This window comes from Saccharothrix coeruleofusca (genome assembly GCF_014648515.1).
Taxonomy (GTDB): Bacteria; Actinomycetota; Actinomycetes; order Mycobacteriales; family Pseudonocardiaceae; genus Actinosynnema; species Actinosynnema coeruleofuscum.
In genome coordinates, this window is the sequence record NZ_BMRG01000004.1 from 399,323 (window position 1) to 425,169 (window position 25,847).

The following is a 25,847-nucleotide window of genomic DNA, read 5'->3' on the forward strand; positions in this document are numbered from 1 at the left end:
GCCGGGCGGGAGACCAACCCCGCCCGGCCACCCGGAAGTCCCCCGCGTCACACCGCGGTGGGCGTCTTGTCCTCCACCGCCGCCGCGGCCTTGGGTCGGCGCACCCGCACCACCGCGGCCACGACGACGACCACCGCCAGCACCGCGTAGACCACCGCGGCGAACGGGCTGGTCACCAGCGCGGACAGGTCGCCCTCGCTGATCTGCAGCGTGCGGCGCACCTGCTCCTCGGCCATCGGCCCCAGGATCAGGCCCACCACCAGCGGCGCGACCGGGTAGCCGTGCCGCCGCATGAAGAACCCGACGACGCCGATCACCAGCAGCACCACCAGGTCGTCCACCACGAAGTTCACCGCGTAGGTGCCCAGCGCGGCGAACAGCAGGATGCCCGCGTACAGGTAGGGCCGCGGGATCTGCAGCACCTTCACCCAGATCTTGACCAGGGGCAGGTTGAGCACCAGCAGCATCACGTTGCCGATGTAGAGCGAGGCGATCAGCGCCCACACCATCGCCGAGTTGTTGGTGAACAGCAACGGCCCCGGCTGGATGCCGTAGCTCTGGAACGCCGCCACGATCACCGCGGCGGTGGCCGTGGTCGGCAGGCCCAGGGTCAGCAGCGGCACCAGCACGCCCGCGGCGGCGGCGTTGTTGGCCGCCTCCGGCCCGGCCACGCCCTCGATCGCGCCCTTGCCGAACTCCTCGGGGCGCTTGGAGAGCTTCTTCTCCGCGGCGTAGGACAGGAACGTCGAGACGTCCGCGCCGCCTGCGGGGACGGTGCCGATCGGGAAGCCGATGAACGTGCCGCGCAGCCACGGCTTCCACGACCGCGACCAGAACTCGCGGGTGAACCACTTGCCGCCCACCGGCACCACCTCGACCGGGCCGTGCCGCAGCCGCGAGGCCACGTACAGGGCCTCGCCGACGGCGAACACGCCCACGGCCACCACCACGACGTCGACGCCGTCGGCCAGGGTGTCGACGCCCAGGGTGAAGCGGGACTGGCCGGTGAGGGTGTCGGTGCCGACCAGGCCGATGAACAGGCCCAGCGCCAGCGAGGCCAGGCCCCGCACGGGCGAGGAGCCCAGCAGCGCCGCGACGGTGACGAAGGCCAGCACCATCAGCGCCGCGTAGTCCGCCGGGCCCAACTGCACCGCCAGGTCGGCGATGGTCGGGGCCAGCGCGGTCAGCAGCAGCGTGGCGATGGTGCCCGCCACGAAGGAGCCGATCGCCGCCGTGGCCAGCGCCGCGGCGCCGCGCCCGGCCTTGGCCATCCGGTTGCCCTCCAGCGCCGTGACGATCGACGCGGACTCCCCCGGCGTGTTGAGCAGGATCGACGTGGTCGACCCGCCGTACATGCCGCCGTAGTAGATGCCCGCGAAGATGATCAGCGCCGCGGTGGGCTCCAGCGTGTAGGTCAACGGCAGCAGCAGCGCCACCGTCATGGCCGGGCCGATGCCCGGCAGCACGCCCACGGCCGTGCCGAGGGTGACCCCCAGCAGGGCGTAGAGCAGGTATTCCGGCTGCGCCGCGGTGGCGAAGCCGTCCAGGAGCGCGCTGAAGCTACCCATCGAGCAGCGGCACCCCTTCGAAGATCCCCGCGGGCAGCGACAGGCCCAGGCCGGAGGCGAAGACCACCTGCACCACCAGCGCCAGCACCACCGCCACCACCAGTGCCCGCCACCAGGTCGCGCCCAGCGTCCAGGCGGCACCGGCGAACAGCACCGCCGCCGCGACCGGCCAGCCGACCGCGTCGATGAGCACCAGGTGGGCCACCAGCACGGCGACCAGCTTGGCCACGGTGAGCCAGTCGGTGCGCACGTGGGTGTCGATGTCCTCGGCTTCCTCCGCCTCGCCCAGCTTGCCGCGGGCGGTGGCCGCGATCGCGGCGATCCCCGTCACGACCAGCAGCGCGCCCACGGCGTAGGGGAAGGCGCGCGGCCCGACGGTGTTCGCCGAGCCGCGCACGACGATGGTCGTGGCGTCGACCAGGGTGAAGACCCCCAGCGCCGCGACCAGGCCGCCGAAGACGTACTCCTCGACCTTCTCGCTGATCACTTCACCAGGCCGATTTCCTCGAGCACCGGCTTGATGCGGCCGATTTCCATGGTCAGGAACTTGGAGAACTCGTGGCCGGTCAGGAAGGTGTCGGTCCAGCCCTTCTTGGTCAGCTCGTCCTTCCACGCCTGGCTGTCGTGCATCTGGGTGACCAGCTTGACCAGCTCGTCCTTGGCGGCCACCGAGATGCCGCCGGGGGCCACCACGCCGCGCCAGTTGATCAGCTCCACACCGGTGCCGACCTCCTTGAGCGTCGGCGCGTTGAGGTCGGGGTGCGGGGTCGGGCCGGAGGTGCCCAACGCGCGCAGCTTGCCCGCCTTGATCTGCTCCTTGTACTCGCCGATGCCGGAGATGCCCGCGGTGACCTGGCCGCCCAGCAGCGCCGCCAGCGACTCGCCGCCACCGGAGTAGGGCACGTAGTTGAGCTTGTCCGACGAGATGTTCTTCGCCTTGAGCAGCATCGCGGCCAGGATGTGGTCGGTGCCGCCGGCCGAGCCACCGGTGATCGAGATGGCCTTGCCCTGCTCCTCGATGGCCTTGAGCAGGTCGTCGATGGTCTGGTACGGCGATTCCGCCGGCACCACGACGACCTCGTCCTCGGCGGTCAGCCGGGCGATCGGGGTGGTGTCCTCCAGGCGCTTGTCCGCGCCGTTGGTCTCCACCGCACCGACCATGACCAGGCCGGTGACCATCATGTAGCTCTCGGACTTCTCGGTGGCCAGCTTCTGCAGGCCGACCGTGCCGCCCGCACCGCCGACGTTGCTGACCTGGACGGAGTCGACCAGGTCGGCCCCGGTGATGGCGGCCTGCATGGCGCGCGCGGTCTGGTCCCAACCGCCGCCGGGGTCGGCCGGGGCCATGATCTCCAACTTGTTGACCGAGCCCGCCTGGCTCGATCCTCCACACCCCGCGAGCACCAGTCCTGCGGCGACGACGGCCGCGGCCAGTCGGGTGTGCTTTCTCGACATCTCGGGTCCTCCACCCTTCATCGGAGCGACGCGCTCCGGTGGCCGGGAACGGTAGGAGGACGGACTGTACTGGGTAAGACACTGGTCGTAACGAGCGTATTGGTCGTTTAGGTCGTGGAAGCGTTCACAGGCCGTACGCCAGAATGCCCCCCATGCGCCGCCGATCGGTCCCGCTCGGGGTCACCCTGCTGGTGTTGCAGGTGACCATCGTGCTGGTCACCACCTGCGCCGCTGGGCTGTTGGCGGCCAAGTTGCAGAGCGATCGGATCAGGCAGTCGTACATGGAGCGGATGCTGTCGGTGGCCGAGAGCGTGGCACGGCTGCCGACGGTCGTGGAAGCCTTCGACTCCCCGAACCCCTCGGAGACGATCCACCCGCTGGCCGAGCTGATCCGCAACGCCTCCCAGGTGACCTACGTGGTGGTCACCGACCGCAACGGCGTGCGCTACTCCCACCCCGATCCGGCGCGCATCGGCGAGCACGTCTCCACCGACCCGAGCACCGCGCTGGCCGGGCAGGTGTTCGTGGGCACCGAGACCGGCACGCTGGGCACCTCGCTGCGCGCGAAGGTCCCGATCCGGTCCGCGTCGGGGGAGATCATCGGCATGGCGTCGGTGGGCATCCTGGAGAGCGCCCTGGACGACGACCTCGCCGAGGACCTGCCCGAGCTGATCGGCTGGCTGGCGGCCGCCGCGCTGGTCGGGGTGCTGGGCTCGGCGCTGGTGACCCGGATGGTGCGCAGGCGCACGTTCCGGCTCGAACCCGCGGAGATCGCCCAGCTGCTGGAGACCCGCGACGCGATGCTGCACGGCATCCGCGAGGGCGTGGTGGCCGTGGACGAGCACGAGCGGGTGGCGCTGGTCAACGACGAGGCGGTGCGGCTGCTGGGGCTCACCGACGACCCGACCGGGCGGCCCGCCGCCGAGGTGCTGGAGGACGGCGGCCTGCTGGACCTGGCCCGCGGCGTGGACGACGTGGCCGACCGGCTGGTGCTGGCGGGCGAGCGGGTGCTGGTGGCCAACCGGATGACCGCCCGCACCCACGACCGCCGGGTGGGGGTGGTGCTGACCCTGCGCGACCGCACCGAGCTGCACGACGCGCTGCGCGAGCTGGACGGCCAGCGCACCGTCACCGAGGTGCTGCGGGCCCAGGCGCACGAGTTCACCAACCACCTGCACGTCATCAGCGGCCTGGTCGAGCTGGACCGCCGCGAGGAGGCGGTGCGCTACATCGAGCGGGTCGGTGGCGCCGGGTCGGTGACCTCCGAGATCATCGGTGGCGCGATGGCCGACCCGGCGCTGGCGGCGCTGCTGCTGGCCAAGTCCAGCACCGCGCACGAGCGCGGCGTGGCGCTGCGACTGGCCCAGGACTCGCGGGTCGTGGCCCGCGCCGGGGACGACGCGCTGACCGTGCTGGGCAACCTGGTGGACAACGCGGTGGACGCGGTGGACACCGGCGGGACGGTGCGGGTGCTGGTGCGCTCGGACGGCGAGGGCGTGCGGGTGGTGGTCGAGGACGACGGCCCCGGCGTGGCGGAAGCCGACCGGGACCGGATCTTCACGCTGGGTGTGAGTTCCAAAGCGCCCCGAGGGGCGCACGGACGAGGGATTGGACTGGCATTGGTGTCCAGGGTGGTCACCCGAAGACGAGGTCGGGTGCGGGTCTCGGAGTCGGAGCTGGGCGGGGCGGCGTTCGACGTGTGGCTGCCGGAAGCGGGTGCGCGGTGACGGTGCGCACCCTGGTGGTGGACGACGACTTCGCGGTGGCCGCGGTGCACCGGGCCTTCCTGGAGTCGCTGCCGCAGTTCGAGGTCGTCGGCGAGGCCCACGGCGGCGGGCAGGCGCTGCGCGCGGTGGACGAGCTGGAACCGGACCTGGTGCTGCTGGACATCCACCTGCCCGACATGTCGGGTCTGGAGGTGCTGGCCCGGCTGCGCGCCCGCAGCGGCCCGCAGGTCGACGTGATCGCGGTGACCGCGGCGCGCGAGCGCGAGACGGTGCGCCAGGCGATGTCCCGCGGCGTGGACCACTACCTGGTCAAGCCGTTCACCAGGGCGGCGTTCCTGGACCGGATGCGCGAGTACCTGGCCCGGCGCTCGGAGGTGCAGCGGCTGGGGCCGTGGCTGGACCAGGAGGACGTCGACCAGCTGCTGCTGCACCGGCCGCGGACCAGCGACCTGCCCAAGGGGCTCTCGGCGGTGACGCTGAAGCTGGTGACCGAGACCCTGCGGTCCTGCCAGGAGGACATGTCCGCGCAGGAGGTGGCCGAGCGGGTGGGGCTGTCGCGGGTCAGCGCGCGGCGCTACCTGGAGCACCTGGTGTCGGTGGGCAAGGCCGAGGTGCAGCCGCGCTACGGCATGGCCAACCGGCCCGCGCACGGCTACCGGCTGACCTGAGCGCGGGCCCGCAGCTCCTCGAACCGCTCGACGTGGGCGCGCACGTCGTCGGGATCGGTGAGGACCACGTCGCCCGACAGCAGCTCCACCACGACCACGCGGTCGTCGAGCACGCGGAAGCCGGTGTCGGGCAGCGGCACCGCGCAGGGGATGACACCGGTGCCCGGCGGCAGACCCGGCCACGCCGCCCGCTCGGGCACCAGCAGGCTCAGCCGCCCCCGGTAGGCCTCCAGGTCCGGCAGCCGCCCCAGGCTCAGCACGCGGACGGCGGTGGCGGCCTGTTCGGCGCGGGCCACACGCGGGCTGTGGCAGGCTCGGGTGCGCAGCAGGACCGGACGGCGGCGCTTCCGCGCCAGGGCTTCGGCGGCCAGCGCGGTCATGCGCCCGCGCACGTCCGGCGGGACGCGGTAGGCGTCGGCCAGCCGTGCGACGTCCTCCGGTTTCGGGGCCAGGCGGCCGGTCTCCAGCTTGGAGACCTTCGACTGGCTCATGCCCGCCCGCTCGCCCGCCTCCCGGCCGGTCAGGCCCGCGCTCAGGCGCAACGACAGCAGCAGCACCGCCAACTCCTCGCGCTGGGGATCGCCTGCCGCTTCCCGCGCCCGCAGGCCGCGCGACCGCAGCGCGACGCCCTCGGCGACCAGCGCGCTGCGCACCGTCCCGTAGGAGCGGCCCGTCAGCGCCGCCAGCGCGCGGATGGTCCTGCCCTGGGCGTACTCCGCCGCCACGAACTCGCGGAACCTGGTCATGGAGTCTTCCTCCTGCTGCGGTGCGGCGTTGTCGGGGTGGTTCACGACGCCTTCCCCGAGGGCGATCGCCCCGACCTGGGGTAGGCCGGTATGCCCTCGCTGGTGCGCCAGGCCAGGTCGCAGCCGGCGCAGGTGGGCCAACACCAGTCCGGGATGCGGGGCAGCGGCCGGTTGGGGACAGTGACCGCGATGCCGCACAGGGTCCGGCCCTCGTCGAACGCGGCCAGCTCGGTCGGGATGGCGTGCCGCCGCCCGGCGTGGGGAAGCCAGCGGAACTCGCGTACGTCGGTCATCGCAGCCGCCGTACTTCACCGGACTGTGCCACTGCCCCCTCAGTGGGCGCAGGCCCGGAGCAACCGTCTGTTTGCACTTTCTGGTACGGAGTGTCACCGGCGGAACGACCTTGCCCACCACTAGCTTGTTTAGTCGTTGTCATGAAAGTCCTTCGCAAGTGCTGTCGACCTGCCGCAAAAGCTAGACATGTTTAAACAAGTTCGCTAGTCAATCGAGAGGGTGAACATGGCTGCTACGTTCCGCTGCCAGAGGAGAGCATGCGAACCGGAGGCGAGATGATCACCGCCGCAATCCCAAAACGGGTGGCTAACGTCATCATCGGTCGCAAGCTGGCGGAACTGCGCGTCGCGTGCCGGATGAGCCAGGCCGAAGCGGGCAAGATCTTGGACTGCACGCAGAATAAGATCGGCAACATCGAGCGCGGCGACAGCGGTGTGACTCTGCCGGACCTGAAAGCCCTGTTCGAGGGCTATGGGGCAGACGAGCCGACGCGCGAACGCCTGCTGCGCTTGGCACGAAGTCGAGAGAAGCGAGCTTCCCGTACCGCCTTGCGCGCCAGCTTCGAGGGCACGATGCGCGAGGTGGTCGATCTGGAGACCAGTGCCCACCGGTTGTGGCAGCACAACAGCATGACGATCCCCGGACTGCTGCAGACCGAGCCTTACATGCACTCGCTGTTCCGCGCGGCCCGACCGTCGATGAGTGCCGACCAGATCGAGGTGGCGATCGCCTTGCGACTGCGACGGCAAGCGATCTTGGACAACCTTGACCAGCGATTCTGGTTCGTGATCGACCAAGCTGCCCTCGAGCGCATGGCCAACATGAACGGCAGCTCCACCATCCAGCGGGATCAGAGGAAGGTCCTCGCCGAAGCCATCGACCGCCCCAACGTCGAGGTGCAGGTCGTTCCGTGGAGTGTCGGCTACTACTTCGGGCAGGCGTTCACCTACACGATCTTCGGATACGACAGCGATCCCCGCGTGGAACTTGTGCACATGGAAGGGCTCAAGGACGGTTACGTCACCTCCAACCAGGAGGAGGTGACGGACTACCTGACGGTGTGGGAGCACCAGCGGGCCGCAGCACTCGGTCCCGAGCAGTCCCGCGACGTCCTGCGCGTGTAGTGATGGACTGATGGCATACGAGGGAGAAGAAACGATGACCAGACCATTGGGACAAGGACACCAGTTCCCAGGCGTGTTGCCGCAGGGAGCCGATCAGCTCACCGGGTGGCACAAGGCCGCGTACAGCGACCCCAACCAGTCCTGCGTCGAGGTCGGCTACAACACCGCCGCGCACGTGGTGGGTGTGCGCGATACCAAAAACCGCACCGCAGCCACATTGGTGTTCTCCGGTAGTGCATGGCGGAAGTTCATCTCGCACGCAGCCGGACATCGTCAGGAGCGCTAGCCGCAGCCCGTACTGGGGGTTCGGCGGACCGCGCCGCCGAACCCCCCGGCGTGTCATCGTCAAGTTCGTGATCTTGAACTGCCGTGCACCGTGGGCAATTGGGGGAACATCCGGCGGAGTGCTCGTGCGCGAGTCGCCCCTTGCGCCACAGTGAGCGAGGCTGCGGGTGATGCCCAGGGCCACCTCCGCCACCGCAGAGCAGTAGCCGGTAGTGATCGCGGAAGAGGTGAGAAGGATCGAGACCACCATGACTCGCCACTGGCGAAAATCAAGTCATTCAGGCCCCAACACCGACTGTGTCGAGATCGCCGGTTCCCACACCGCCCTGCGCGACTCGAAGAACCCCGTCCTCAAGCTCACCATCGGCCCTGCGGGGCTCGCCGTGTTCCTCGAAGCCGCGAAGCAGGGGTGCTTTACCCGATGACTCAATGGCGGAAGTCCAGCAGGAGCAGTGCTCAGACTAACTGCGTGGAAGTTCGCCGGGACCTCTGCGCGGTGCGCGATTCGAAGAGCCCGGAAGGCTCAGTACTCCGGTTCGACAACCGGGCGATCGTCGAGTTCATCGCTGCGGTGCGCAGAGGTCGATCGGGTGGTTGATGCCGGCCCACGACGCACGAGTGTGGAGTTCGGACGTCCTGAACGTTGAACTCGGGGTGTCCGGAGGTTCGACTCGCGGTGTCGGAACGCTCGGTTCGCGGGGTGGCCCCCGCCGGGAGGCGGGGGCCACGGCACGCGGGTCAGCCCTTGGGCGGGTTGGGGTCGCGGTCGCGGGGGTAGGTGTTCTTCTCCCCGATGGTGCCGTCCTGCTTCTTGATCACGTGCTCGACGCCGCGGTCGGACGCCATGCGACGGCCCTCCGACACGGCCTCGGCCTTGGTGGCGGCGGTGTTGGAGGCGCGCTCGCCGCCCTCGACCTGGTTCTTCCACCGACCGTCTTCGAACTGGGTTTCGACGTCACCCTTGGCCACTGGCCACCTCTCCTTCCTCGATGGACTTCACGAACCGCTCCGCGCCCGGAACCACCGGCAGCCGTACGCGCCGAGGTCGACCTCGGCCACGCCGTCGGAGGAGACCTCCACGGTGCCGTCGACCAGTAGGTCGGTCAGCGCGGCGATACCGCCGAGACCGGGCAGCTGCACCGAGACCTCGGCCTCGGCCAGGTTGTGCACGGCGACCACGGTGCCGCCGTCGATGTCGCAGCGGTGGGCGAACACCGCGGGCTCGGCGGTGTCGATGACCTGGAAAGCGCCCCACGCCAGTTCGGGGCACTCCCGGTAGCGCTCCACCAGCTTGCGGGTCCACGCCAGCAGCGAGTCCGGGTCGCGCCGCTGCTCGGCGGCGGCGTCCCACCACATGGGGGTGCGCACCGCCAGCCTGCCCTCCTGGGACAGGTCCTCGGTCATGCCCACTTCCTCGCCGTAGAACAGCACCGGGGTGCCGGGCAGCGAGAACAGCAGGCTGTAGACCATCTTCACGCGCCTGAGGTCACCGCCGAGCATGGCGGGCAGCCTGCGGCGCAGTCCCCGGCCGTAGAGCTGCATGTCGGGGTCGGGGCCGAAGGCGGCGAAGACCTCCTGGCGCTCGGGTTCGGTGAGCTTGTCCAGGGTCAGCTCGTCGTGGTTGCGCACGAAGGTCGCCCAGTGGCAGTCGCGCGGCGGCTGCGGGCGCTCCTTGAGCGCGTGGGTCAGCGGGCTGGCCTCCTCGCGCGCCAGCGACAGGAACATCTGCTGCATCCCGATGAAGTCGAAGCACAGGTGCAGCTCGTCGCCCACGCCGTCGCCGAAGAACTTCATCGTCTCGGTGTAGGGGAGGTTGACCTCCCCCAGCAGCACGCCCTCGCCGTTGCGCCGCGACAGGAACGCCCGCAGGTCGCGCAGGTAGTCGTGCGGGTCGGGCAGGTCCACCGCCTGCACGCGGTCGGTCTCCAGCAGGAAGGGCACCGCGTCGACGCGGAACCCGGACAGGCCCAGCTCCATCCAGAACCCCATGACCCGCGCGATCTCGTCGCGCACCGCCGGGTTGGCCACGTTGAGGTCGGGCTGGTGCTTGTAGAACTTGTGCTGGTAGTACTGCTTGGCCTTGCGGTCGTACTGCCAGACCGACTTCTCCTTGTCCGGGAAGACCACGCCCTGGTCGCCGTCGGGCGGCGGCTGGTCGCGCCAGACGTACCAGTCGCGGTAGGGCGAGTCGGGGCTGCTGCGCGCGGACTGGAACCACGGGTGCTGGTCGGAGGTGTGGTTGACCACCAGGTCCGCGATCACCCTCATGCCCCGGTCGCGGGCGGTGCGCACGAACTCCACGAAGTCGCCCAACGAGCCCAGCTTCGGGTCCACGCCGTAGAAGTCGGTGATGTCGTAGCCGTCGTCGCGGTCGGGCGAGGGGTAGAACGGCATGAGCCACAGGCAGGTCACGCCCAGGGCGTGCAGGTGGTCGATCTTCTGGATCAGGCCGCGGAAGTCGCCGTGGCCGTCGCCGTCGGAGTCGTGGAAGGTCTCCACGTCCAGGCAGTAGACCACCGCGTTCTTCCACCACACGTCGGCGGTGCGGGTCAGCTTCACGACCGGACCTCGGGCAGCACGCGCTCGCCGAAGGCGTCGAGGAACCGCTGCTGCTCCTGCCCCACGTGGTGCAGGTAGATCTGCTCGAAGCCCAGGTCTGCGTACTCGCGCAGGGTCTTGGCGTGCCACCCCAGGTCGGCGGAGATGTTGACCACCTCGGCCACCTGGGCCGGGGTGACCCGCTCGGAGACGATGTCGAACTGCTCGGCGGTCTCGGTGTCCCAGCACACCGGGGGCGGGAAGACGTTGCTGCGCCACTGCTCGTGGGCGATGGCGGTGGCGGTGTCCTCGTCGGGCGCCCAGCTCAGGTGCACCTGCAGGTGCAGCGGGCCGCGCCCGCCCGCCTCCCGGTAGGCCTCCACCATCCGCCGCAGGTGCTCGGCGGGCGCGTTGACGGTGATCAGCCCGTCGGCCCACTGGGCGCACCAGCGGGCGGTGGCGACGCTGACCGCGGCGCCGATCAGCGGCGGCGGCTCCTCCGGCAGCGTCCACACCCTGGCCCGGTCGACGGTGATCAGGCCGTCGTGGCTGACCTCCTCGCCGCGCAGCAGCGCGCGGATGACCTCCACGCACTCCAGCAACCGGGCCGAGCGCACGTCCTTGCGCGGCCAACCGGCGCCGGTGATGTGCTCGTTGCTGGCCTCACCGGTGCCCAGCGCCGCCCAGAACCGACCGGGGTACATCGCGGCCAGCGTGCCGATGGCCTGGGCGATGATCGCCGGGTGGTAGCGCTGGCCGGGCGCGTTGACCACGCCGAAGGGCAGCGAGGTGGCCTGCAGCGCCGCGCCCAGCCAGGACCAGGCGAACGCCGACTGGCCCTGCCTGCTGCTCCACGGCGAGAAGTGGTCCGAGCTCATGGCCGCGTCGAACCCGACCTCCTCGGCCCGCCGCACCGCGGCGAGCAACCGGGTCGGGTGAACTTGCTCGTGGGAAGCGTGCACCCCGTAGACGGTCATGACCTTCCACTACCCGCCCGGCGTGCGCGCGACACCGGTTCAGCGCAGTTCGGGTCGCTCGGTCGTGCCGGGCCGGTCCGGGCGGACGTCGATCACGTCGCCCTCGACCACGACACCGCCCGCCGTCGGGGGCCTGCCGTAGCGGTGGTTGAGCACGAAGGCCCGCTCGCGCCGCTCCGCGCCGCGCGCCATGCGCCTGCTGATCAGTCCTCGGGTCGGCGGGAACAGCAGGAACAGGCCCAGCACGTCGCTGATGAAGCCGGGCACCACGATCAGGAACCCGGCCGCGGCGATGAGCACCCCGTCGGCCACCTCGCGGTGCGGCGCGCGACGGGTGCGCAGCGCCTCGTTGAACGCGACCAGGGTGCGCGCCCCCTCCCGGCGCATCAGCAGCGACCCGACCACACCGCCCGCGATCAGCAGGCCCAGCGTGGGCAGGAAGCCGAGGGAACCGGTGACGGCCGCGAGGACGGCGATCTCCACGGCCATGGCGGTCAGCAGCACGACGAGCAGGCGCATACCCCCTCAACGCACCGACCCCGCAAAACGTCCCCGGCCGGAATATTTACGTCAATCCCCCCTTCTGGCAGCATATCTTTACGCCACCTAGCCAGTAGGGAGCATGGATGACTGCCCTGCACGACACCACGCCCGGCCTGCGGCCCGACCTGCAGCCCTACACCTACCGACGTCGGGAACTGGTCGAACCCGACTGGCGGCGCTTCCCCGGCTGGCGGGAGGTCACCGAGGCCCAGTGGCGCGACGCCCAGTGGCAGCGCGCCCACTGCGTCAAGAACGCCAAGCAGCTGCGCGCCCTGGTCGGCGACCTGCTCACCGAGCGGTTCTACGACGACCTGGCCGCCGACCAGCAGCAACTGGCCACCATGTCGATGCTGGTGCCGCCGCAGATGCTCAACACCATGGCCCCCGACGCGCCGCTGACCCCCGAGGCGTTCACCGAGGCGTTCCTGGCCGACCCGGTGCGCCGCTACATGATCCCCGTCCGCTCCGACCGCGACCCGCGCTGGCCCAGCCACCCGCACTCGGCCCGCGACTCCCTGCACGAGGCCGAGATGTGGGTGGTGGAGGGCCTGACCCACCGCTACCCCACCAAGGTCCTGGCCGAACTGGTGCCCACCTGCCCCCAGTACTGCGGCCACTGCACCCGCATGGACCTGGTCGGCAACTCCACCCCGCAGGTGGCCAAGCACAAGCTCGCGCTCAAACCCGCGGACCGGCAGGACCGGATGATCGACTACCTCAAGCGCACCCCCGGCGTGCGCGACGTGGTCGTCTCCGGCGGCGACGTGGCCAACGTGCCGTGGCCGCAGCTGGAGTCGTTCCTGATGCGCCTGCTCGACATCCCCACCGTGCGCGACGTCCGCCTGGCCACCAAGGCCCTGGCGGGCATGCCCCAGCACTGGCTGCAGCCCAAGGTCGTCGAAGGGCTGGAGCGGGTGGCCCGCACCGCCGCCCGGCGCGGCGTCAACCTGGCCATCCACACCCACGTCAACCACGCCCAGTCGGTCACCCCGCTGGTCGCCGAGGCCGCCCGCACCGCCCTGGAGGCGGGCGTGCGCGACGTGCGCAACCAGGGGGTGCTCATGCGCGGGGTCAACGCCACCCCCGACGACCTGCTGGACCTGTGCTTCGCGCTGCAGGGCGAGGCGGGCGTGCTGCCCTACTACTTCTACATGTGCGACATGATCCCCAACGCCGAGCACTGGCGCGTCGCGGTGTGGGAGGCCCAGCAGCTCCAGCACGCGATCATGGGCTACCTGCCCGGCTACGCCACCCCGCGCATCGTCTGCGACGTGCCCTACGTGGGCAAGCGGTGGGTGCACCAGCTCAACGAGTACGACCGCGAGCTGGGCATCTCCTACTGGACCAAGAACTACCGCACCGGCATCGAACTCGACGACCCCGAGGCGCTGGAGCGCCGCTATCCCTACTACGACCCGATCTCCACGCTGCCCGAGTCCGGCCAGAAGTGGTGGTCCGACCAGAGCTGACAGGTCGCGCGCGGACTCGCGGAAGCGAAGGACGGCGGCCGCGACGCACCGGTCGGGGACCGGCTGCCGAGTTGAGCCTGCCTGCGCGGTCGATCAAGTCGCGCATCGCCGGTTTCCGGGCGATGCGTCGATCGGAGTCGTCGCGCTCACGGCTGCGCGCAGAGGACCTTTGACCAGCTTGCCGACCGAGTTCTTGGGCAGCTGGTCCCGCACGTGCATCTCGGCGGGGGTCTTGTAGCGAGCGAGCGACGCCGCGCAGTGCCCGATCAACTCCTCGGCCGTCACCGCGCTCCCCGGCCGAACGACGACGAACGCGACGGGGACCTCGCCGTACTTCTCGTCGGGCTTGCCGACGACCGCGGCCTCGACCACGCCGGGATGACGGTGGAGACAGTCCTCGACCTCCTTCGGGTAGATGTTCTCCCCACCCCGAATGATCATGTCCTTCATCCTGTCCACGATGCGCAGGTAACCATCCTCGTCGAGAATTCCCACGTCACCGGTGTGCAGCCAGCCCGCGCGAAGGACCGCGGCGGTCTCCTCCGGCCGCCCGAGGTAGCCCCGCATCACGTTGGCGCCACGCACGACGACCTCTCCGCGCTCCCCTGGGCGCTGGGGCCTCCCATCGTCGGAGACGACCAGGACTTCCTGACCCGGCAGCGCGACACCGACGGTTCCGGGCTTGCGCGGACCCGCGACCGGGTTGATCGTGGACGCGACGCTGCCTTCGGAGAGCCCGTACCCCTCGACGACCGGAACGTCGAACCGCCTCTCGAAACGGGAGACGAGCTCGGCCGGGGCGGGAGCCGCTCCGCAGATGGCGAAACGCAGCGAGGACGTGTCCACCGCGCGGTCCGTGTGCGTATCGAGCACGGAGTAGACGGTCGGCACAGCGGAGAAGTAGGTCGGTCGGTTCACCTCGACCACGTCCCAGAACGTGTCGGGTGAGAACCGCGGGGCGACGACGACGTCCCCGCCTGCGCGCAGCGGGGACAGCACGCTGACAACCAGCCCGTTGACGTGGAACAGCGGCAGGACCAGGAGGCTCCTGTCCGCGGCGGTGAGCTCGAAGTGCTCGATGAGCGAAGTGCTCATCGCGTCCAGGTTCGAGTGGTCGAGGAGCACCCCCTTGGGCCTGCCGGTGGTCCCGCTCGTGTAGATCACCAGCGCGACGTCGGAGGCGTCGGCCAGCGGCAGCACTTCTGCGCCGGGTCCGACAGGCGGCTCGTGGCTGTCGCGGTGGAGCGTCTCCGCGTCGACCCAGGACGCGCCGACCGACGAGGCCAGCGCCCAGGCGCGCTCCCCGCCCACGACGACGGCGGAACAGGAGTCCCGCAGCTGGTACCGCACCTCGTCATCGGTGAGAGCCGGATTGATCGGGGTCAGCGCAGCGCCCCGACACCACGCGGCGAACATGACGGTGACGATCTCGGCGCGGTTGGGCAGCAGCACCGCCACCGTGTCACCGCGATCGACGCCGAGGCCTTCGAGCCTTCTCGCCGTACGCCGGACGACTTCGGCGAAATCCGCGTTGTCGAGGGCACGATCCCTGTCCTGGACGCAGGGTGCTCGAGCCGAACGGTGTTCGCGGCGGAACGGGATGCGCGCCAGCACGCTCGGCGTCGACGAGTCGCTCACGGGGCTTCCTCCTTCTGGATCGGGGTGGCGAATCGGCGGCACTACGTCGTCCGGCGCGTGGACGTACCGCCATTCGTGGAACGGGTGGTCGATCGCACCTACCAGGTCACCGGCGGCATCATCGGCGTCCTGGTGGGCGGGGAGCGGATGACGCCGACTCGACGCGGTTGCGGAGGCATCCGATCCCCTCGACCTCGACCTCCACCTCGTCGCCCTCCCTCAGGAACCGTTCCGAGAAGAACCCGATCCCGCGGGGGGTTCCGGTGCAGATGACATCACCCGGCTCCAGTGTCATGAACTCCGAGAGGTGGGCGACGAGCTCCGGAATGCTGTGCACGAAGGTGCCGGTGCGGTCGTCCTGCCGCACCTCTCCGTTGACTCGGGTGATCAGCCGTAGGTCGGGCTGCGCGCCCACCTCGTCGGCGGTGACCAGGCACGGGCCCATGGGCTTGAAAGTGTCGAAGCTCTTGGCCGTGCTGATCGAGACCGTCAGGTCCCCCGCCATCGCCCTGGCCTGGATGTCACGAGCGGAGACGTCGTTGACCACGGTCAGGCCCGCGACGTGCTCCCAGGCCCGGTGGACCGAAACCTCCTTCGCCGAGCGGCCGATCACCACGGCGACCTCGCCCTCGTAGTCGACCTCCGCGTCGGCGACCTTCGGCAGGACGACGGCCGCACCGGGCGCGACGACGGCCGCACCGGCGACGATCTGGAAGTTCGGGACCTCCGGCAGATGCACCTCGCCCCGTGCCTCGCGGACCTCGTCAGCGTGGCTCGGGTAGTTGTACCCGATGACCAGGACCTTTCCCGGACGAGCCACCGGGGCGAGCACCCGTGCGTCGTCGAGCGGGACGGTCGCGGTCACCGGTGCGTCCCGCGCGGCTTCCAGCCCCGGCCCGAGCAGGAGCTCCGCGACGTCCGCGCACGCGAGGTCGAGCAGGTCGAGGCTGCCCGCATCCGCCTGCCTGGCAATGCCTCGTTCGGTGCTGTAGATCCGCATTGACCTCGTATCTCTTCCGGTCGGTTCGTGTTTGTGGACCGAGAACCGCAGGTCGCCGCGGACCGTGCGCCCGTTCGCGTGCGGGTGCTGCTCGCTGCCCCGGCTAGCGCTCGGCGGGGACCGCCCCGAGCGTGGTCCGCAGTGCGCGCTCGAGATCGTCCTCCGGGCTGGGCGAGCCCGCGGGCGCTCGCCATGCGATGTGCCCATCGGGACGGATCAGCACGGCGCCGTGCTCGCCGAGGCCGAACGGATCCTCGTCGGCGGTGTCGATGTCACGGCCGACGAGGACCGGGGAGCAGGGGATGTCGCCCGCGACGCGGTCGAGCGCCTCGAGCCAGCGCCGCCCGTGCGGGGCCGCGATCAGCGTGAACCCTCGCGCGACGACGTCGAGGGTCGAAATCCTCTGACCGGATCGGCTGATCCAGCGGTGCGGTGGACGTCCGCCCTCGGCTCCCCTGGAGCGGGGGTAGACCGGTGCGACAGGCGGGCGGTCGGCACCGTACACGTAGCCGATCTCCTGGTCGATCGAACCGAAGTGTCCACGCTGGTGCGGGATCACCTCGGCCAGCCGGGCGCGCTCCGCCGCCGCCACCTGCGGGTCGTCGCTTTCGAGGAGTTGGGCGATCGCCGCCGTGGTGGGTCCGAGCCCGCACTCGGCCATCTTCATGGCGTTGTCGACGCTGAACCCGGCGTTGCTGCGGGCCACCGGGCGTCGCTCGGTCTCGTAGCTGTCCAGCAGGGACTCGGGAGCCCAGCCGGCGAGCACGGCTGCCAGCTTCCACCCGAGGTTGTCGGCGTCGGCGATGCCGGTGTTCATCCCCATGCCGCCGGTGGGCGGGAACTGGTGGGCCGCGTCCCCGACCAGGAAGACGTTGCCGCGGCGGTAGTGCCGCGCGATCCGCGAGGCCAGCCGCCACGTGCCGACGGACTTCACCTCGATCTCGACCTCGTCGACGCCCAGTGCCCTGCGGATCAGCTCGGCGCAGCGCTCGGGGGTGTAGTCCGCGACGGTCTCGGCCTCGGGGTCGTAGCCGAAGTTGTAGGTCCATCGGCGGCCACCGTCCATGCCGATGATCCCGCCGGGCGCGGCGGAGTTGATCAGCCACACGAGCAGGGCGGGGTCTCGGTCCGTCCACGGTGAGAGGTCGGCGTGGAAGTAGACGTTGATCTGCCGACCGAACTCCGGCACGCCGTCCATCTCGATGCCCAGCCTCGAGCGCAGCGCCCCCGAGGCTCCGTCCGCGGCAACGGCGTAGCGCGCCGTCACATGCTCGACGGCACCGTCCGCACAGCGGAGCGCCGCGGACACCCCGCTCTCGTCCTCGTCGAGCTCCACGACCTCGACCCCGAAGCGCACGGTAGCCGTCCCCTGCTGCCGCAGCGCGTCCAGCAGCACCCGCTGCACGCGGTCCTGGGCACAGGACGCCGCCGTCACCGGGGAGACGCTCCCGAAGTGCTCCTCCTCGTCGCGGGCGAGCGGGAGCCGGCCGAGCTCCTCACCGGTGAACGTGTGCTTCCACACGACGTTGCCCCACGCGGGACCGACGGCCTCGCGGAGGACGGCATCGGCGATGCCCCAGTCCCGGAAGATCTCCATCGATCGGGTGTTGACGACGTGGGCGCGCGGGTGCGGATTGACACCCTCGTACTTCTCGCAGACCACGCTCGCCACGCCGTGGCGGCCGAGGACGTAAGCGGTGGCGAGACCTGCCGGCCCGGCGCCGACGATCAGCACCGGCGCATCGGCCGAGCCGCTCACCGCCGCTGGCTCACGGTCGCCGGGCTGCCCGTCTGCTTGATCAACTCACTCCTGGGTTCGCCCGCCTTCAGACGCGCGTGGAGCTCGTCCGGGTCGAACTCGACCCCGATGGGGTTGGCGGCGAAGGCACCGGAGGCGAAGAACGCCTCCATCTGCTCGTCGGTGTCGAAGTTGTCGATCTGCAGCTCGACCTTGTTGCCGTCGGGGTCCGCGTAGTAGAGAGACGTCGTCGGGCCGTGGTTGACGCTCCACACGGGCGTCGTGCCGGCAGCCTTCAGACGCTGGTAGTTGTCCAGCAGGTCACCGAGGTCGGCGTAGGTGAAGGCGACGTGCTCGAGTCCGGAGTGCGCGGAGGTGGGCCGCTCGGTCGCACCCGCGTTCACGAGGGCCACGCGGTGGTGCTCGTCGTCGTAGGTGAGGAAGGCCAGCTGTTCGTTGGCGTGGACGACGCGTGCGTCCAGGACGGCGACGTACCAGTCGATCATCGTCTGCAGGTCGCCGGTGCGCAGGACGACATGGGCGAGCTTGGCGGGTGAGACCACGGGGGTTCCTCTCATGCGGCGGCACTGCCGTGCCACCATCTCTTAACTGGCGATTAAGAGATGGTGGCACGGGACCGGGCGCACGGTCAAGAGCCCGTTGTGCCGCCTCGGGGGCGCGCGGCCGCCGCGGCCGCCAGCGGATCGATGAGGAGGTCGATCATGTCGGCTATCGACCGGTCCCTCGTGCGCACGCTGACGAGGAGGCCCTCCAACAGGACGTGCGCGGTCTCGGCCAGGAGATCGACGTCGGCGTCTTCGGACACGCGCTGGGCGATGGCCCGGATGAGGCGGTCGTCGGCCCACTGCAGCACCTTGGCGTACGCCTCCCGCAGCGTCGAGGAGGTGTTCAGGCGCTCGTACGCCTCTCGCACGAGCGCCTTGTGGGGATCGAGCTCCTCGAGGACGCTGATGAGCTCGGCGCGCGGATCACCACCCAAATCGGGATCACCGGACGCCCGTTCCGTGGCGGCGTGGAACATGCTCGTGAGCACTTCGGCGAATAGGTCGTCCTTGGTCGGGAAGTACCAGTGGACAGCAGCGGAGGAGAGCCCGAGCACCTTCGCGATGGCCGTGATGCTGGTGGCGCGGTACCCGTTGCCGGCGAACTGGCGGATTGCCTCGTCGAGCACCTTCGCACGGCGCTCGGCGTGCGGGATCTCCTGGCTATTCTTCGGCATGCGCACAATTCTGACCTACGAGTGGTGCGCCCGCGGCCGTCGTCGCCGGATTGAATTGTCAACCGCGCCAACAAGTTCCGTCCTGGTGCCGCAGAGGTGCCGGCAGTGGTGCCCATGCCTGAACGTCGACCGCAACGACGCCGCGGGGCTGTTGTCCCGGCAGTTACCGGTCGCGCCCATCGACTGGCGCAGCCCGTGCCGGAAACAGGCCTGTGCGGTCAGGTTCGCCGCGCACTCGCCGCCGCGGTCGAAATGCGGGACCGTGCCACGACAGTCACCGCCGACGACCCCGAGGCGCTGGAGCGCCACCACTCCTGCTGCGACCTGGCCTCCACGCCGCCCGAGTTCCGGCGTGCCTGGCCGGCGGAGCACGGTTGATTAATTTTAGTCAACACTGAAATAATCGATAGAGTTAAGATTCCAATCACGGCCCAGGGCTCTGGGTAACGCAGCGTGATGCGTCTCCGGGAACGGGTGACTACCATTCCTGATAGGGGTATCTCGGAAGGAGGAAGCGTGGTCTCCAACGACCAGCCCGATCCCGACTACACCGAGCCGCTCCGGGTCGGCCGCGAGCAGCGCGAGCGCGCGGTGCTCGTGCACGCCACCGGCGAGGTGGACCCGTCCACCGCTCCCCTGCTGCGCGAGCAGCTCACCGCGGCGTTCGAGGACGCCGGGACGAGCAGGCTGCCGGTGGTGGTCGACCTGAGCGGAGTGAGCTTCTTCGCCTCGGTGGGGCTGTCGCTGCTGGTGGAGCACCACCAGCAGGGTCAGCGGCAGGGCACTCCCCTGCGCGTGGTCGCACCGGCCCGCACCATGCTGCGCGCGCTGCGCGCCACCACGCTCAACCAGCTCCTGGACCTCTACCCCACGCTCACCGACGCCCTGGACGCCTAGCGAGTCGGATCTGCCTCGTCGTCGTCGGCGGCGATGCGGGCCAGCACCCGGTCGAAGGCGCGTCCCAGCACGTCGAGCTCTTCCCGCGAGAGCACGTCGAACAGGTAGCGCCGCACGCTGTCGACGTGCCCCGGCGCGGCGGCCCCGATCGCCGCGCGACCGGCGGGGGTGAGCCGCACCATCGAGCCGCGCGCGTCCTCCGCGCACTCCTCGCGGACCACCAGCCCGCGCTTCTCCATGCGCTTGACCTGGTGGGACAGCCTGCTGCGCTCCCAACCGACCCGCATGCCCAGTTCGCGGGCGCGCAGCAGGCCGTCGGGGGCCTCCGACAGCGGCACCAGCAGTGAGTAGTCGGCGTTGGACAGCCCCGAGTCGCGCACCAGCCCGCGTTCCAGCGCGCCCGTCAGCTCGCGCTGCAGGGCGAGGAAGGCCCGCCACACGTGCGCCTCCCGCTCGTCCAGCCACCGCGGTTCGCCCATGCCTCCACGGTAGCGGTTGTTGATGCATCACCAAAGGTTTGTTGACGTGTCACGCCGAGCGGATTACTTTGGTGACGCATCAACAATGGAGGCGTCATGGAACTCGGGATCTACAGCTTCGCCGACCGCCACCGCGACCCGTCGACCGGCGAGCAGGTCCCGGTGGCCACGGCGCTGGCCCAGACCTTGGAGCGCATCAGGCTCGCCGACGAGCTGGGGCTGGCCTTCTACGGGCTGGGCGAGCACCACCTGGAGGACTTCGCCATCTCCAGCCCCGCCACGGTGCTGGCCGCGGCGGCGAGCGTCACCGAGCGGATCACCCTCAGCAGCGCCGTCACCGTGCTCAGCACCGAGGACCCGGTGCGGCTCTACCAGCAGTTCACCACGCTGGACCAGCTCAGCCGCGGCCGCGCGGAGCTGCTGGCGGGCCGGGGCTCGTTCACCGAGTCCTTCCCCCTGTTCGGCGCGAGCCTGCGCGACTACGACGAGCTGTTCGAGGAGAAGCTGGAACTGCTGCTGCGCCTGGACCGGGAGAACCCGATCACCTGGTCGGGCAGGTTCCGCGCGCCGCTGGAGGACGTCTCGGTCTTCCCCCGGCCCTACCGGGGCAGGCTGCGCGTCTCGGTGGGCACCGGCGGCAACCCCGAGTCCTCGATCCGCGCGGGCGTGCTGGGCCTGCCGGTGGTCTACGCCGTCATCGGCGGCGAGCCGGAGCGCTTCGCGCCGCTGGTGGACCTGTACCGGAGGGCGGGTGAGGCGGCCGGGCACACCCCCGAGGACCTGCACGTGACGATGGGCGGGATCGGGCTGGTGGCCCGCGAGTCCCAGCGGGCCAAGGACGCTTTCTACCCGTACTGGCTGGAGACGATGAAGTACGGCGCGCGGGCGCGCGGCTGGGCGGTGCCCTCGCGGTCGGACTACGACGCCTGGGCCGAGGGCGCGCGGTCGATCTTCGCGGGCAGCCCCGACGAGGTCGCCGAGCGGATGATCTCGGTGGGCAGGCTGGTGGGCGCGGACCGCTACGCCATGCAGATGGACTGGTCCGGAGTGCCGCACCGGTTGGTGATGGAGGGCATCGAGCTGCTGGGCACCGAGGTGCTGCCCAGGGTGCGCGCCGAGCTGGGCTGACGCCCGATTCTCGACGTCGTGTAGATTTAAATCTACGCGATGTAGAGACATGCGCCCGGTCCGCGCGGACCGGCTGCCCCGCAGGGACTGGAGTGGCACCCGCATGAGCACACCCACCAGCCGGACCTTCCTGATCACCGGCGTCAGCAGCGGCCTGGGACGCGCCTTCGCCACGGGGGCGCTGGAAGCGGGCCACGTGGTCGTCGGCACCGTGCGCAAAGACGGGGACCGAGCGGCGTTCGAGGCACTGGCACCCGGTCGCGCACACGCCCGGCTGCTCGACGTCACCGACGACGACGCGGTGTTCACCGCGGTGCGGGAGACGGAGGAGCACGTCGGCCCGATCGACGTGCTGATCGCCAACGCCGGGTACGGGTACGAAGGCGTGTTCGAGGAGTCCCCGCTGGCACAGCTGCGGGCGCAGTTCGCCGCCAACGTCTTCGGCCTGGCCGCCACCGTGCAGGCGGTGCTGCCGTTCATGCGGCGGCGCCGGGCCGGGCACATCTTCGCGGTCGGCTCGATGGGCGGCCTGATGACCGTGCCCGGCCTGGCGTTCTACTGCGGCAGCAAGTACGCCGTGGAGGGCATGATGGAAGCCCTCGCCAAGGAAGTCGCCCCCTTCGGCGTCCGGGTCACCATCCTGGAACCGGGCTCGTTCCGCACCGACTGGGCGGGTCGGTCCATGATCCGCTCCGAGCGGTCCATCGCGGACTACGACGAGTTGTTCGAGCCGCTGCGCGCCGCCCGACAGGCGGCCAGCGGCCACCAGCTGGGCGACCCCGCCAAGGCCGCGGCGGCGGTGCTCGCGGTGCTGGACGCGCCCCGACCACCGGTGCACCTGGTGCTGGGCTCGGACGCGCTGCGCCTGGTCGCGGCGGGCCGCGCGGCGGTGGAGGCCGACCTGCGGGAGTGGGCGGAGCTGTCGCGCTCGACCGACTTCCCCGAAGGCCACCAGATCACCTCGTAGCGCCCGGCCGCGCGCGGGTCACCACCGCGCAGGTCACTACACTGCGCCGCGGTCGGAGGAGGCGGCACGGCGATGGGCAAGCGGCGGGAGACACCGCGCAAGGGCGACCTGCGGGAGCAGGCCATCCTGGACACGGCCGAGGCGCTGCTGGAGCGCGAGAGCACCGAGCCGATGACGGTGGAGACCATCGCCAGGGGCGCGGGCATCTCCCGCGCTTCGCTGTACTTCTACTTCGGCTCCAAGCAGGAGGTGCTGACCGCCCTGGTGGCGCGCACCGTGGCCGTGCTGCGGCAGGACGCCCTCGGCGCCTCCGAGGCCGTGGGCTCCTCACCGGAGGACACCGTGCGCGAAGCGGTGTCCCGCACCGGGAAGATGTGGCGCGAGCACGGCCGCGTGATGCGCGCGGCCGTGGACTTCTCCCCCTCGGTGCCCGACATCGCGGCGCTGTGGAACGACACCGTGACCGCCTACGCCCAGGCCATGGCCCGCGTGCTGGTGCGGGCGGGCATCCCCGACGGCGAAGGCCCGACCGGCGCCGCGGCGCTGGCCCGCGCGCTGTGCCACATGACCGAACGCGCCTTCTACCACGCCTCGGGGACCGGCGACCTGGACGCCGCGACGCTGACCTGCACCGAGATCTGGTTGCGCGTCATCGACCGGTCGGGTGACGCGGCCCCGCGCCACCCGACCGGTTGACCGACCCGACGCGGACCGGCGGCTCAGCCCAGCGCCGTCCAGCCCGACCAGGCCCCCAGCGGAGTGCGGGAGGCCAGCCGCACCTGCCCCTCCCCGGTGATGCCGAAGACGTGCAGCGTGTCGTCGCCCACCGCCAGCGGCACCACCGCGGTCAACTCGGGTGCGCCGTTCCACCCCGCCTGCCACGCGGTCCACGCCCCCGACGCGTCGCGGGAGGCCAGGTGCAGCACGTCGTCCGGGGCCACGCCGAACACGTGCAGACCGTTGGCCAGATCGCCCACCGGGACGACGGCCCGCAGCGCGGGCGCACCGTTCCAGCCCGCCTGCCAGGGGCTCCAGCGGCCCTGCCCGTCGCGGACGACCAGGTGGACGGTGCCGTCGGCGGCCACGCCGAAGACGTGGACCGCGCTGGTGCGGTCGTGCGCGGCGGTGATCGCGGTCAGCCGGGGCGCACCGCTCCAGCCCGCCTGCCACGGCGTCCACGACCCCGAGGCGTCGCGGGAGGCCAGGTGGGCGGTGCCGTCCGGGGCCACGCCGAAGACCAGGACGTTGCCGACCAAATCGGCCACCGCGGCGACCGAGCCCAGCCGGGGCGCGGCGTTCCAGTTCGCCTGCCACCGCCCCCAGGTGCCCGCCGCGTTGCGGGCGCTGTGGTGGACGGTGCCGTCCGAGGCGATGCCGAACAGGTGCAGTTCGTTGGCCTGGTCGACCAGCGCGGTGATCGACTGCAGCCTCGGAGCGCCGTTCCAGTTCGTCCGCCACGGCCCCCAAGCGCCCGCGGTGTCACGGGCGCTGTGGTGGACGGTGCCGTCCGGGGCGAGACCGAAGACGAACAGCGCGTTGCTGCGGTCGTTGACCGCGGTGACGTCACGCAGCGCGGGCGCGCCGTTCCAACCGGCCTCCCAGCGGCTCCAGGCCCCCTGTCCGGTCGACGAGGCCAGGTGGAGCACGCCTTCGGTGTCCAGGGCGAAGGCGTAGGCGTTGTTGCTGCGGTCGGCCACCGCGCTGACGGTGGTGATCCGCAGACCGCCTGCGGCGCGCAGGGTCATGCTGGGACCGGGGGCGGAGATCCGCTCCAGCCGCAACCCCGAGGCGCTGCCGTCCCACCAGCGACCCGACGGCGCGGTGAAGTCGCTGAAACTGGTGGCCGACGGCGCGCCGAACAAGTCCGCGGCGTCACCCTGGTTGAAGCCCCGCTCCAGGTCGAAGGCGTTGTCCGCCTGCTCCAGCGAGCACATGTAGTGCAGGCTGGGGGTCATCTGCTCGTTGCTGTTGCTGCCGTCCTCGTCCACGTGCCAGATCGCCAACCCTGCGTCGGGCAGGTTGGCGTCGCGCCCGGAGCGCGCCCGGTTCTCCAGGATGAAGTACTCCCGGTCGTTCCTGCGGTGCAGCAGGAAGTCGTTGCGCCCCGCGTCGAGGGTGTAGGTGCTGCCGGGGACGATGTCGGCGGTCTCCTCGGCCCACCCGGCCTCGTTCTTCAGGAACGCGCAGACCTGCACGGGATTGGTGCCACCGCTGGCGCTCATCAGGCAGTAACTGCCGGTGCCAGCGGATTCACCACCGTAGTCGTACAGGTCGGGGAAGTCGCAGACCATGTGGCCGTTCTCGTGGCAGAACGTGCCCAGCGTCAGCGCATCACCCATGTTGCTGATCTGATAATCGCTGAACCGGGTTGTCGGGGTGGCCTCGAAGGGCTCGGCCAGCGCCCAGGCGTGCGGCCACAGGCCCTCCGACCAGTTGTTGACCACCGGACCGGCGTAGAAGACGTTGAGCGCCCGGATGTAGCCCTGGTCGTCCGGGGTCAGACCGGAGAAGTCGAAGCCCCGCGAACGCAGCGCGGTCAGCGCCTCCACGATGACCTCCCGCGCCCGCGTGCCGTAGGGGACGGCGGGGTCGGTGTAGTAGGCGCGCTCGCGCGTGGTGGTGTAGTAGGCGGTGACGACGTTGGTGTAGTCCAACCTGCCCGCGGAGATGTCGCGGAAGTAGTCGCGCACCGAGCCGTTGTTGCCGAAACCGGTGTAACCGAGCTGGTTGCAGTAGTCCTCGACCTGCCCGACGCTGATCGTCCCCGGCACATCCGGGAACTGGATGAGCAGGCACAACCCGGTGACGCTGCCGGTGATCTCCAGCGCCCCCACCTCGCCCAGGGCCCGCAGCGCCGACTTCTCCTCCCGGCGGCGCATCCAGCGCGGCCTGCCCGGCATCGCCTCCAGCGCGGCGGCCGCCGCGCGCTTGCCCGCCCCGGCCACCGGGCGCAGGTGGCGGGGCAGGCCCAGGGTCGCCGGGTCGACCTCGCCGACCCGCGCGCCCTCCAGCGGCACCAGGGCCGACCGGTCCGGCGACAACCCCGCGTAGTGGTGGTAGCCGGTGCCGGGGTGGCGGACCACGGTGTGACCGTCCAGCGCCTCGAACACGGCGGTCCACTGGTTGCCCCAGCCGCGCACCCTGATCGACGAGCCGTCCGGCTCGGTGAACGTTAATTCTTCGTCGAAAAATGGAACAGGCATTGCCGCCCCTCCCCCAGAGGACCCGCGGACCATTCCTGACCGCAACCCCCTGCTGCGGCCCGGCGCGGGCTACCACCAGTGTATCCGAGAATCAGCCCGGACCCCCGGCGGAAAAACCTGGGCGAAGTAGGTAGAATCACCTTTGGACACTATTCCAGGGCAA

At 70.6% G+C, this 25,847-nt stretch carries 27 protein-coding genes; 11 read left to right on the forward strand and 16 right to left on the reverse strand.

The window, feature by feature from the left end:
• Nucleotides 1-47: 47 nt before the first annotated feature.
• The 3 genes from IEZ00_RS14020 to IEZ00_RS14030 are packed head-to-tail and all read right to left on the reverse strand — an operon-like array spanning nucleotide 48 to nucleotide 3,023.
• Nucleotides 48-1,568, reverse strand: a complete 1,521-nt coding sequence (locus IEZ00_RS14020; protein ID WP_189223651.1) for a tripartite tricarboxylate transporter permease — start codon at nucleotides 1,566-1,568, stop codon at nucleotides 48-50.
• The gene (locus IEZ00_RS14025; RefSeq protein WP_189223652.1) at nucleotides 1,561-2,055 is read right to left on the reverse strand and encodes a tripartite tricarboxylate transporter TctB family protein; all 495 of its coding nucleotides are present in this window, start codon (nucleotides 2,053-2,055) and stop codon (nucleotides 1,561-1,563) included. The genes IEZ00_RS14020 and IEZ00_RS14025 overlap by 8 nt, the downstream gene beginning before the upstream one ends.
• On the reverse strand, nucleotides 2,052-3,023 hold the full coding sequence (locus IEZ00_RS14030; protein ID WP_189223653.1) for a Bug family tripartite tricarboxylate transporter substrate binding protein: 972 nt from the start codon (nucleotides 3,021-3,023) through the stop codon (nucleotides 2,052-2,054). The genes IEZ00_RS14025 and IEZ00_RS14030 overlap by 4 nt, the downstream gene beginning before the upstream one ends.
• Nucleotides 3,024-3,175: 152 nt before the next feature.
• On the opposite strand from IEZ00_RS14030, the gene IEZ00_RS14035 reads away from it, so the two are divergent.
• Both IEZ00_RS14035 and IEZ00_RS14040 read left to right on the forward strand, forming a co-directional pair.
• Complete coding sequence (locus tag IEZ00_RS14035) at nucleotides 3,176-4,750, forward strand: ATP-binding protein (RefSeq protein ID WP_229795621.1); 1,575 nt, start codon at nucleotides 3,176-3,178, stop codon at nucleotides 4,748-4,750.
• A complete protein-coding gene (locus IEZ00_RS14040) occupies nucleotides 4,747-5,418 on the forward strand; it encodes a response regulator (protein WP_189223655.1) in 672 nt (223 codons plus the stop codon). Before IEZ00_RS14035 ends, IEZ00_RS14040 begins: the two co-directional genes overlap by 4 nt.
• Here IEZ00_RS14040 and IEZ00_RS14045 read toward each other — a convergent pair.
• Together IEZ00_RS14045 and IEZ00_RS14050 are read right to left on the reverse strand one after the other, a co-directional pair.
• The gene (locus IEZ00_RS14045) at nucleotides 5,403-6,164 is read right to left on the reverse strand and encodes a helix-turn-helix domain-containing protein (protein WP_189223656.1); all 762 of its coding nucleotides are present in this window, start codon (nucleotides 6,162-6,164) and stop codon (nucleotides 5,403-5,405) included. The two genes, IEZ00_RS14040 and IEZ00_RS14045, sit on opposite strands and share 16 nt — an antisense overlap.
• A 41-nt stretch (nucleotides 6,165-6,205) precedes the next feature.
• Nucleotides 6,206-6,457, reverse strand: coding sequence for an HC3 family zinc finger protein (locus tag IEZ00_RS14050; RefSeq protein ID WP_189223657.1), 252 nt, complete (start codon nucleotides 6,455-6,457; stop codon nucleotides 6,206-6,208).
• A 276-nt stretch (nucleotides 6,458-6,733) separates the two neighbouring features.
• Here IEZ00_RS14050 and IEZ00_RS14055 point away from each other — a divergent pair, with 276 nt between their 5' ends.
• The 4 genes from IEZ00_RS14055 to IEZ00_RS14070 all read left to right on the forward strand — a co-directional run bounded on the left by IEZ00_RS14055 (nucleotide 6,734) and on the right by IEZ00_RS14070 (nucleotide 8,465).
• On the forward strand, nucleotides 6,734-7,582 hold the full coding sequence (locus IEZ00_RS14055; RefSeq protein ID WP_189223658.1) for a helix-turn-helix domain-containing protein: 849 nt from the start codon (nucleotides 6,734-6,736) through the stop codon (nucleotides 7,580-7,582).
• A gap of 34 nt (nucleotides 7,583-7,616) precedes the next feature.
• Nucleotides 7,617-7,868 (forward strand): DUF397 domain-containing protein, encoded by a 252-nt coding sequence (locus IEZ00_RS14060; RefSeq protein WP_189223659.1) that lies wholly within the window; start codon nucleotides 7,617-7,619, stop codon nucleotides 7,866-7,868.
• Between the two features lie 211 nt (nucleotides 7,869-8,079).
• Nucleotides 8,080-8,292, forward strand: coding sequence for a DUF397 domain-containing protein (locus IEZ00_RS14065; protein ID WP_306344674.1), 213 nt, complete (start codon nucleotides 8,080-8,082; stop codon nucleotides 8,290-8,292).
• A complete protein-coding gene (locus IEZ00_RS14070) occupies nucleotides 8,289-8,465 on the forward strand; it encodes a DUF397 domain-containing protein (RefSeq protein WP_189223660.1) in 177 nt (58 codons plus the stop codon). Before IEZ00_RS14065 ends, IEZ00_RS14070 begins: the two co-directional genes overlap by 4 nt.
• 140 nt (nucleotides 8,466-8,605) lie before the next feature.
• Here the strand turns inward: IEZ00_RS14070 and IEZ00_RS14075 are convergent, their stop codons facing one another.
• From IEZ00_RS14075 to IEZ00_RS14090, 4 genes are read right to left on the reverse strand one after another with little or no spacing between them, the layout of a single operon-like run.
• Nucleotides 8,606-8,836 (reverse strand): DUF2188 domain-containing protein, encoded by a 231-nt coding sequence (locus IEZ00_RS14075; RefSeq protein WP_189223661.1) that lies wholly within the window; start codon nucleotides 8,834-8,836, stop codon nucleotides 8,606-8,608.
• Nucleotides 8,837-8,863: 27 nt separating this feature from the next.
• The gene (locus IEZ00_RS14080) at nucleotides 8,864-10,426 is read right to left on the reverse strand and encodes an alpha-amylase family protein (RefSeq protein WP_189223662.1); all 1,563 of its coding nucleotides are present in this window, start codon (nucleotides 10,424-10,426) and stop codon (nucleotides 8,864-8,866) included.
• On the reverse strand, nucleotides 10,423-11,382 hold the full coding sequence (locus IEZ00_RS14085; RefSeq protein WP_189223663.1) for a TIGR03885 family FMN-dependent LLM class oxidoreductase: 960 nt from the start codon (nucleotides 11,380-11,382) through the stop codon (nucleotides 10,423-10,425). The genes IEZ00_RS14080 and IEZ00_RS14085 overlap by 4 nt, the downstream gene beginning before the upstream one ends.
• A 39-nt stretch (nucleotides 11,383-11,421) precedes the next feature.
• Nucleotides 11,422-11,901: an FxsA family protein gene (locus IEZ00_RS14090; RefSeq protein ID WP_189223664.1), complete on the reverse strand. Its 480-nt coding sequence runs from the start codon at nucleotides 11,899-11,901 to the stop codon at nucleotides 11,422-11,424.
• 107 nt (nucleotides 11,902-12,008) lie between these two features.
• Here IEZ00_RS14090 and IEZ00_RS14095 point away from each other — a divergent pair, with 107 nt between their 5' ends.
• Entirely contained in the window at nucleotides 12,009-13,394 is a 1,386-nt protein-coding gene (locus tag IEZ00_RS14095; RefSeq protein WP_189223665.1) for a KamA family radical SAM protein, read from the forward strand.
• Nucleotides 13,395-13,487: 93 nt separating this feature from the next.
• Here the strand turns inward: IEZ00_RS14095 and IEZ00_RS14100 are convergent, their stop codons facing one another.
• The 5 genes from IEZ00_RS14100 to IEZ00_RS14120 form a co-directional block, all read right to left on the reverse strand.
• The gene (locus IEZ00_RS14100; protein ID WP_189223666.1) at nucleotides 13,488-15,032 is read right to left on the reverse strand and encodes a class I adenylate-forming enzyme family protein; all 1,545 of its coding nucleotides are present in this window, start codon (nucleotides 15,030-15,032) and stop codon (nucleotides 13,488-13,490) included.
• A 118-nt stretch (nucleotides 15,033-15,150) separates the two neighbouring features.
• Complete coding sequence (locus tag IEZ00_RS14105; protein WP_189223667.1) at nucleotides 15,151-16,032, reverse strand: fumarylacetoacetate hydrolase family protein; 882 nt, start codon at nucleotides 16,030-16,032, stop codon at nucleotides 15,151-15,153.
• A 103-nt stretch (nucleotides 16,033-16,135) separates the two neighbouring features.
• Nucleotides 16,136-17,791 carry an FAD-dependent monooxygenase gene (locus IEZ00_RS14110; RefSeq protein WP_189223668.1) on the reverse strand — a complete coding sequence of 552 codons (1,656 nt, stop codon included), beginning with the start codon at nucleotides 17,789-17,791 and terminating at the stop codon, nucleotides 16,136-16,138.
• Nucleotides 17,788-18,333: a VOC family protein gene (locus IEZ00_RS14115; RefSeq protein WP_189223669.1), complete on the reverse strand. Its 546-nt coding sequence runs from the start codon at nucleotides 18,331-18,333 to the stop codon at nucleotides 17,788-17,790. The genes IEZ00_RS14110 and IEZ00_RS14115 overlap by 4 nt, the downstream gene beginning before the upstream one ends.
• A gap of 86 nt (nucleotides 18,334-18,419) precedes the next feature.
• Nucleotides 18,420-19,010 (reverse strand): TetR/AcrR family transcriptional regulator, encoded by a 591-nt coding sequence (locus tag IEZ00_RS14120; protein WP_189223670.1) that lies wholly within the window; start codon nucleotides 19,008-19,010, stop codon nucleotides 18,420-18,422.
• Between the two features lie 516 nt (nucleotides 19,011-19,526).
• Between IEZ00_RS14120 and IEZ00_RS14125 the strand changes: the two genes are divergently transcribed.
• On the forward strand, nucleotides 19,527-19,907 hold the full coding sequence (locus IEZ00_RS14125; protein WP_189223671.1) for an anti-sigma factor antagonist: 381 nt from the start codon (nucleotides 19,527-19,529) through the stop codon (nucleotides 19,905-19,907).
• Here IEZ00_RS14125 and IEZ00_RS14130 read toward each other — a convergent pair.
• On the reverse strand, nucleotides 19,904-20,386 hold the full coding sequence (locus IEZ00_RS14130) for a MarR family winged helix-turn-helix transcriptional regulator (RefSeq protein ID WP_189223672.1): 483 nt from the start codon (nucleotides 20,384-20,386) through the stop codon (nucleotides 19,904-19,906). The genes IEZ00_RS14125 and IEZ00_RS14130 overlap by 4 nt on opposite strands.
• A 96-nt stretch (nucleotides 20,387-20,482) precedes the next feature.
• Here IEZ00_RS14130 and IEZ00_RS14135 point away from each other — a divergent pair, with 96 nt between their 5' ends.
• The 3 genes from IEZ00_RS14135 to IEZ00_RS14145 all read left to right on the forward strand — a co-directional run bounded on the left by IEZ00_RS14135 (nucleotide 20,483) and on the right by IEZ00_RS14145 (nucleotide 23,177).
• Nucleotides 20,483-21,514, forward strand: coding sequence for an LLM class flavin-dependent oxidoreductase (locus IEZ00_RS14135; protein WP_189223673.1), 1,032 nt, complete (start codon nucleotides 20,483-20,485; stop codon nucleotides 21,512-21,514).
• 103 nt (nucleotides 21,515-21,617) lie between these two features.
• Nucleotides 21,618-22,481 (forward strand): oxidoreductase, encoded by an 864-nt coding sequence (locus IEZ00_RS14140; protein ID WP_189223674.1) that lies wholly within the window; start codon nucleotides 21,618-21,620, stop codon nucleotides 22,479-22,481.
• A 72-nt stretch (nucleotides 22,482-22,553) separates the two neighbouring features.
• On the forward strand, nucleotides 22,554-23,177 hold the full coding sequence (locus tag IEZ00_RS14145) for a TetR/AcrR family transcriptional regulator (protein ID WP_189223675.1): 624 nt from the start codon (nucleotides 22,554-22,556) through the stop codon (nucleotides 23,175-23,177).
• A gap of 23 nt (nucleotides 23,178-23,200) precedes the next feature.
• Here the strand turns inward: IEZ00_RS14145 and IEZ00_RS14150 are convergent, their stop codons facing one another.
• A complete protein-coding gene (locus tag IEZ00_RS14150) occupies nucleotides 23,201-25,684 on the reverse strand; it encodes a M6 family metalloprotease domain-containing protein (RefSeq protein ID WP_189223676.1) in 2,484 nt (827 codons plus the stop codon).
• Nucleotides 25,685-25,847: the final 163 nt, after the last annotated feature.

Coding starts and splice junctions, on each gene's coding strand:
- IEZ00_RS14055 (WP_189223658.1), top strand. CDS start 6,734: ATGATCACCGCCGCAATCCCAAAACGGGTGGCTAACGTCATCATCGGT.
- IEZ00_RS14130 (WP_189223672.1), bottom strand. CDS start 20,386: ATGGGCGAACCGCGGTGGCTGGACGAGCGGGAGGCGCACGTGTGGCGG.
- IEZ00_RS14085 (WP_189223663.1), bottom strand. CDS start 11,382: ATGACCGTCTACGGGGTGCACGCTTCCCACGAGCAAGTTCACCCGACC.
- IEZ00_RS14145 (WP_189223675.1), top strand. CDS start 22,554: ATGGGCAAGCGGCGGGAGACACCGCGCAAGGGCGACCTGCGGGAGCAG.
- IEZ00_RS14060 (WP_189223659.1), top strand. CDS start 7,617: ATGACCAGACCATTGGGACAAGGACACCAGTTCCCAGGCGTGTTGCCG.
- IEZ00_RS14120 (WP_189223670.1), bottom strand. CDS start 19,010: ATGCCGAAGAATAGCCAGGAGATCCCGCACGCCGAGCGCCGTGCGAAG.
- IEZ00_RS14105 (WP_189223667.1), bottom strand. CDS start 16,032: ATGCGGATCTACAGCACCGAACGAGGCATTGCCAGGCAGGCGGATGCG.
- IEZ00_RS14150 (WP_189223676.1), bottom strand. CDS start 25,684: ATGCCTGTTCCATTTTTCGACGAAGAATTAACGTTCACCGAGCCGGAC.
- IEZ00_RS14135 (WP_189223673.1), top strand. CDS start 20,483: ATGGAACTCGGGATCTACAGCTTCGCCGACCGCCACCGCGACCCGTCG.
- IEZ00_RS14090 (WP_189223664.1), bottom strand. CDS start 11,901: ATGCGCCTGCTCGTCGTGCTGCTGACCGCCATGGCCGTGGAGATCGCC.
- IEZ00_RS14070 (WP_189223660.1), top strand. CDS start 8,289: ATGACTCAATGGCGGAAGTCCAGCAGGAGCAGTGCTCAGACTAACTGC.
- IEZ00_RS14030 (WP_189223653.1), bottom strand. CDS start 3,023: ATGTCGAGAAAGCACACCCGACTGGCCGCGGCCGTCGTCGCCGCAGGA.
- IEZ00_RS14050 (WP_189223657.1), bottom strand. CDS start 6,457: ATGACCGACGTACGCGAGTTCCGCTGGCTTCCCCACGCCGGGCGGCGG.
- IEZ00_RS14045 (WP_189223656.1), bottom strand. CDS start 6,164: ATGACCAGGTTCCGCGAGTTCGTGGCGGCGGAGTACGCCCAGGGCAGG.
- IEZ00_RS14095 (WP_189223665.1), top strand. CDS start 12,009: ATGACTGCCCTGCACGACACCACGCCCGGCCTGCGGCCCGACCTGCAG.
- IEZ00_RS14020 (WP_189223651.1), bottom strand. CDS start 1,568: ATGGGTAGCTTCAGCGCGCTCCTGGACGGCTTCGCCACCGCGGCGCAG.
- IEZ00_RS14035 (WP_229795621.1), top strand. CDS start 3,176: ATGCGCCGCCGATCGGTCCCGCTCGGGGTCACCCTGCTGGTGTTGCAG.
- IEZ00_RS14140 (WP_189223674.1), top strand. CDS start 21,618: ATGAGCACACCCACCAGCCGGACCTTCCTGATCACCGGCGTCAGCAGC.